The 5,327-nt window shown below is 37.9% G+C and carries 3 protein-coding genes; all 3 read left to right on the top strand.

Annotation, left to right across the window (positions count from 1 at the left end; translation table 11 throughout):
* Positions 1-649: 649 nt before the first annotated feature.
* The 3 genes from V7K42_RS26860 to V7K42_RS26870 all read left to right on the top strand — a co-directional run bounded on the left by V7K42_RS26860 (position 650) and on the right by V7K42_RS26870 (position 5,041).
* A complete protein-coding gene (locus V7K42_RS26860) occupies positions 650-2,656 on the top strand; it encodes a histidine phosphatase family protein (RefSeq protein WP_334920487.1) in 2,007 nt (668 codons plus the stop codon).
* A 196-nt stretch (positions 2,657-2,852) separates the two neighbouring features.
* The gene (locus tag V7K42_RS26865) at positions 2,853-4,259 is read left to right on the top strand and encodes a pentapeptide repeat-containing protein (protein WP_334920489.1); all 1,407 of its coding nucleotides are present in this window, start codon (positions 2,853-2,855) and stop codon (positions 4,257-4,259) included.
* Positions 4,260-4,693: 434 nt separating this feature from the next.
* Entirely contained in the window at positions 4,694-5,041 is a 348-nt protein-coding gene (locus tag V7K42_RS26870; RefSeq protein WP_334920491.1) for a winged helix-turn-helix transcriptional regulator, read from the top strand.
* Positions 5,042-5,327 lie beyond the last annotated feature (286 nt).

The raw sequence follows: 5,327 nt of genomic DNA on the forward strand, positions 1-5,327 counted from the left end.
AATTAATATTTTATGAGTAAATATAAATAAAGTTAAATAACGGTTACTAGCTTGATAATTCTTTATCCCATAAATATAGTTTGTTTATTTTTGTCAACCTTTGTTAGGAAGTCCTTTCATATTTTTTAAATTATTATTTTTTTTGTAAGTAGATAGGCTAGAAAATTCATAACTAAGTCATTGCGATAAAAAATAAGCCATAATACAGCGCTTCCGGCTATTATGCAATACAGTTTTCCTCTTGCCCCTCTCCTATCATAGCTTTCAGCTTTGAGGATGTACCTCATAGCTGCCGTAAGTGCTGTATAGGTTTTGAGCTTTTTATATTTATTTATATAGTTAGGTTTGTTTATGCTTACCTACTTGAAATTTTAAAAAATTAACTGAAAAAGCTATTGATAAATTTGTGACTTTGCCTTATTGTACTTTAACTATCTTTAATTCTCTCGTCAAAAAATAAGCTCAAACTTCTTACGGCACAGAACTTTTGATCCCAAATTTATGATTAATAGCATTGTGTGAAAAAATAAAGGCTGAAATCCTCTTTTTATATGAGGGCTAAAAGTTAGCTTAAATTTTTAGTTGGCGAGAGTGATGCAAGAGGGTTATAACATAGTCGGACTTCAAACTATTAACAATTGTGGTAAAAATGAATAACTCTACTAACGGCCCTGTTGCACAAAAGAAGGATGATTATCCAGGACGTGCCTACTTTATTCGACATGGTGAAAGCACCAGCAACGAGCGTAACATTTTTGCAGGAGTACTGGATGTTGACCTCACCGCATTTGGTAGGTTGCAGGCACGCCGTGCAGGCGTTGACATTAAGAAAAAAGGTGTGAAGTTTGATGCAGTATACGTATCTCACATGAGACGGGCGCGGCAAACTTGTGAAATCGCCCTTGCTGAAAGTCAAGCGTTGAAGTCGCCTGATATTCCTGTTGAGATCGACCATCGGATTAGCGAGAAATCCTTTGGTATTTTTGCGGGTCGTAACCTAAATCTACTTCGTCTTGTTCTTGGCTACGAAGGCTTCGAGGAAATGTTGCATTCCCATAACGAAGCACCTCCGGCTGGCGAGAAGATTGCCCAAGTTTACGGACGTGCTGCTTCTTTCTATGAGGAGCGGATTGTGCCGCACTTGGAACGCGGTGAAACTGTTTTAGTAGTGTGCCATCAATATGTATTGGAGCCTTTAGCACTTTATTTAAGTGATTTACCACCGACTGCCTACGAACACTTGAAACTCCCTAATGGTAAAGCTCTCAGTGGTGAGGAGCTAATCAAGTTCCGCGACAAGGAATCTGGGGGTGCAGCTTCGGTGCGTAAACAGATCAACGATCTGTCAATTATGTGGGCAATTTTGCTTTACGCTGCTGCTTTCTTACTGGGATGCTTAGTTAGGGCAATCAGCGCCTCCTCAGTCGGAATTCCCTCAGAACTATTTCGAGCGATAATCGTTGCCTGTCTGGCAGCTTCAACGTTTTATACCTACCTAGACATTGACTTTGCAGCGAGTAAACGCAAAGTAACTTCAACAGTGAAGTATATAGTCTACGCCTGGATGTTAGTGAGATGGGTAATTGGGCTACTTTTAATATTTTCTGGAATTTTGTATCAAAATCCGGCAGATTTGTACAAAGTTATGTGGGTGCTTTTTTGGATGGTTCCACCCGCCCTTACTTCCCCAGTTTTATCGGTACTCTGGGGCGGTAATCTTTATCCCTCAGCTATCTTATCAAGGACGTTATCAATCATCGCTCCAGTGGCTCTGATTGTGACATTTGGTTTGGCAAAACAATTACCAATTAATAGTTCAAGCCTGATATTTTTTGGTGTGATTCTAATTGTTGGTTTGGCAATACCGGGAGCGATCGCCCAATTTTGGCGTGACAAATCTCCTGTTGAATCAAATCACCACAGTAAGAACTGGAAATTTATTGGAGTGCTTGCTGTCGCATTAATGGCTTTAGCAACTGGGTTTCAGTTTACTCCATCAACATTCGTAAGCGATTTATTTTTCTCAACGGATGCGAACCGCTCCCTAGCTTGTCTGCAACAACTGGCAGTGGCAACATTAGTCTTTATCTTAATGCGCGTCTTTGCCGTATTAACTTCAGTGTTTACAAAAGATAAGCTAATTAAGGCAGAAGCTAGGGATGCTTATATCCTGCTTGTTAATCCAAACTTTTTCCTTTGGGCTGCTCTTTTCCTCGGAGTTAGTGCAACTCCAAATCCCGAAGCCGTAAAATATGCAATTTTTTGGGCAGCACTGGGATTCTTCTGCATACCACTTGTCGAGCAGATATTGTTTATGAATTCATTTGGTAATGAATTATTGCGAGAAACCCTGCGTTCTTCGAGAATGGCAACAGAAGATGTAAGAAAACTTTTCCATCAATTGGATACAGATGGCAGCAATGCACTCGATAGAGACGAGATTATGGAGTTATTAGGGCGAATAGAAGATATGACAACAGGCGAACGTAGCTCTGAAGATGTGAGGAGGTACGTAACTGATTATCTTTTTGCCACTCTTGACTCCGATAAAGATGGCACGGTTGATTTAGCAGAATTAGAAGAGTATGTATCAACCTATGGGTTAGTTGCTAATCTTAACGTTGTCTCTGCGGCTGCATCCCCAGTAACAAGTTAATATTGCTAAACCAGTAGATTTAGCTGATAAAGACTTTTTAAATCTCATCGGGGATGGGATTTAAAAAACCTTTATTTTTATCATGAAAAGTATCATACCGCAATTAATTATTATAGTATAACTTTGTCTAAGGTACATTTTTACTGGCTAAATCCCAAAAAAAGCCTTTTTCAAAGTGTTTTTAAAAGAAAAAAGTATGTCTTTAAATGTTGAAGTTTTACAACAAAGTTTTGAAAAAGTTAAACCCCGCGCTGATGAATTTGCAGCCAGTTTCTACAATAATCTTTTTCAAACTCACCCAGAATTAAAACCACTGTTTACTAAAACAGATATGAAAAGCCAAGAGAAAAAACTATTAAGTTCTCTGGTTTTGGTAGTAGAAAACCTCCGTAACCCAGAAGCTTTAGAACCAGTTCTCAAGGCTCTAGGAGCTAGACACGTCGGCTACGGAGCTATTCCTAAATATTATGGATCGGTTGTGGAAGCATTACTGCTAACGTTTGAGCAATATCTCCAGCAAGATTGGACTCCTGAAGTAAAAAAAGCTTGGCTAGATGCTTTTGGAGCTATTACTGCCTTAATGTTAAAAGGCGAGGTAGAAGAATCTTTACCAAAACCTGTCCAAGCTGGAAAAAAAACTGAAACTTTAGCAAAATCTGCGACATTAAAAACAGAAAAGAAAAAAGAAGAGCGGCTATTTCAGTCTACAGTAAAACCAGAGAAAAAATCTCTGGTTTCAATTCAGTTAGATGATAAAGGTTTAAAAAAAATTATCAATTATTTTGCTGCTAATTCTCAGCAATTTCAGACCAAAGTATCAGAACAGCCATTAAGTGAAGTCCTCAAACAAATTCCCAAAAAACTTATTGATACTTTCTGGATAGCACCAACATGGTTAGTCGCTATAGTTTCAGTTGTTATTTTTACCGTAGTTGTTATAGTTGTCGATGAGAATTCTTTGCTAGGAAAGGCTTTGGGCGCTGCTGACACGATCAGTTTGGTGGTGGCGCTAGTTCTATTCATTAAAGAAGCTCCAGATCGCAGAAAACAATTTCATTATCAAGCCTGGAGTACGATTGATGCAGCGCACAATGTTAAAGTTAGTTATGCCAGAATTTTGGCACTGCAAGATTTGAATGAGGATGGTGTTTCTTTAAGAGGTTTGGATGCTCCCGGTGCGGAGTTAGTAGATATTAATCTTTCCCATGCAACTCTGAGTAAAGCTAATTTAATGGGAAGCGATTTTACTAATGCTAATCTCAGCTATGCCAATTTAGATAATGCTAATCTCAGTCAGACTAAACTTAGTGGTGCAAATTTAAGTTATGCAAAACTGGGTTTTTCTCAATTGAATCAGGCTAATCTTAGTAGTGCAAATTTGAGTAGCGCTAATTTAATTTGTGCAGATTTGAGTCATACCAATCTGAGTGGTGCAGATTTGAGAAATGCTAGTTTGAGTGGTGCTAATTTGGAGGGAGCTTATCTAACTGGTGCTAATCTCAAGAATGCTAAAGTGAGCGACGATGAACTGAGTAATGCTTTCCTCGAAGGTGCGATTATGCCTAATGGCTCGCGATATAAATCTTCACTTAGCGATCGCTGAAGTTACAATTGGCAGGAATATTCCTTTAGCTTTAGTTTATAAATAGCCTCTAATGACGTTATCCACTTGCTTGTACCCTACAGCAGAAGCGATCGCTGTTGTCGTAATATCCCTTGCTTTGGATGAGATGTAACAAGGTGCAGTGGTTGAAAAATTCTTCAGCTAGTGGAGCGATCGCTTTGTCTGGAAGTCTCTACTTTTTTGGATAGCTAGCTCATCTAATTGTAAAACAAGCGATCGCACTTTGATTATTTCTGTAATCAGTAATAATGAATCATCCGTTTTCAGTTGGCTGTGGAAGACAGCAAGTATCTATTGTATTTTCATATTTCCGCAGCTGCTACACTAGTTATGGAAAACCTAAAACAAGTAATCATCAAATAACTAGCATTACTACCTAGCTAACCTGAGTCAAGTTATTCCTATAAAAAACTATGAAAGCTGAAGCAGAAAACCATCTCAGGCTGACTTGTGAAGTAGAAACTACTATAAAGGTGATTGGCGGACGCTGGAAAGTTTTGATTATTAGAGAATTAATGACTGGTGTCAAACGCTTTGGTAAGTTGCAACGGGCTTTACCTGGAGTTACGCAAAAGATGCTAACCCAGCAACTTAGAGAAATGGAGGAAGATGGTATTATTCATCGAGAAGTTTATCCCCAAATTCCACCCAAAGTAGAATATTCTCTAACGCCTTTAGGAGAAAGTTTGCAACCAATTCTCTATGCTATGCATGAATGGGCTGTTCAACATTTGTCTCAAATAAATCACCAGGAATACTGATGAACATTTATAAAATCTAAGTTCAAAAAAACTGAGATTAACTTGTATTTTGGGATTATTAAAATACATTCACGATTGTTGTCTTCCCGATTCCAGAGACACTAAATAAAAAAAAGAATGTTTGGGCGGTAAAGCTGCATAATTTTTCTTCCAGAAAAAGCTTATTATTTAGGTTAAAAGTTGTTTATGATTGATATATTTTGATATAAACATAAAAATCACAGTATATTTATTTCAAACTTATTCATTACTTCTTAAATATTCAATCGCTGCCTCTAATTTTGAA

Origin of the sequence: Nostoc sp., from assembly GCF_036917455.1 — a bacterium.
In the GTDB taxonomy this organism is placed as follows: Bacteria; Cyanobacteriota; Cyanobacteriia; order Cyanobacteriales; family Nostocaceae; genus Nostoc.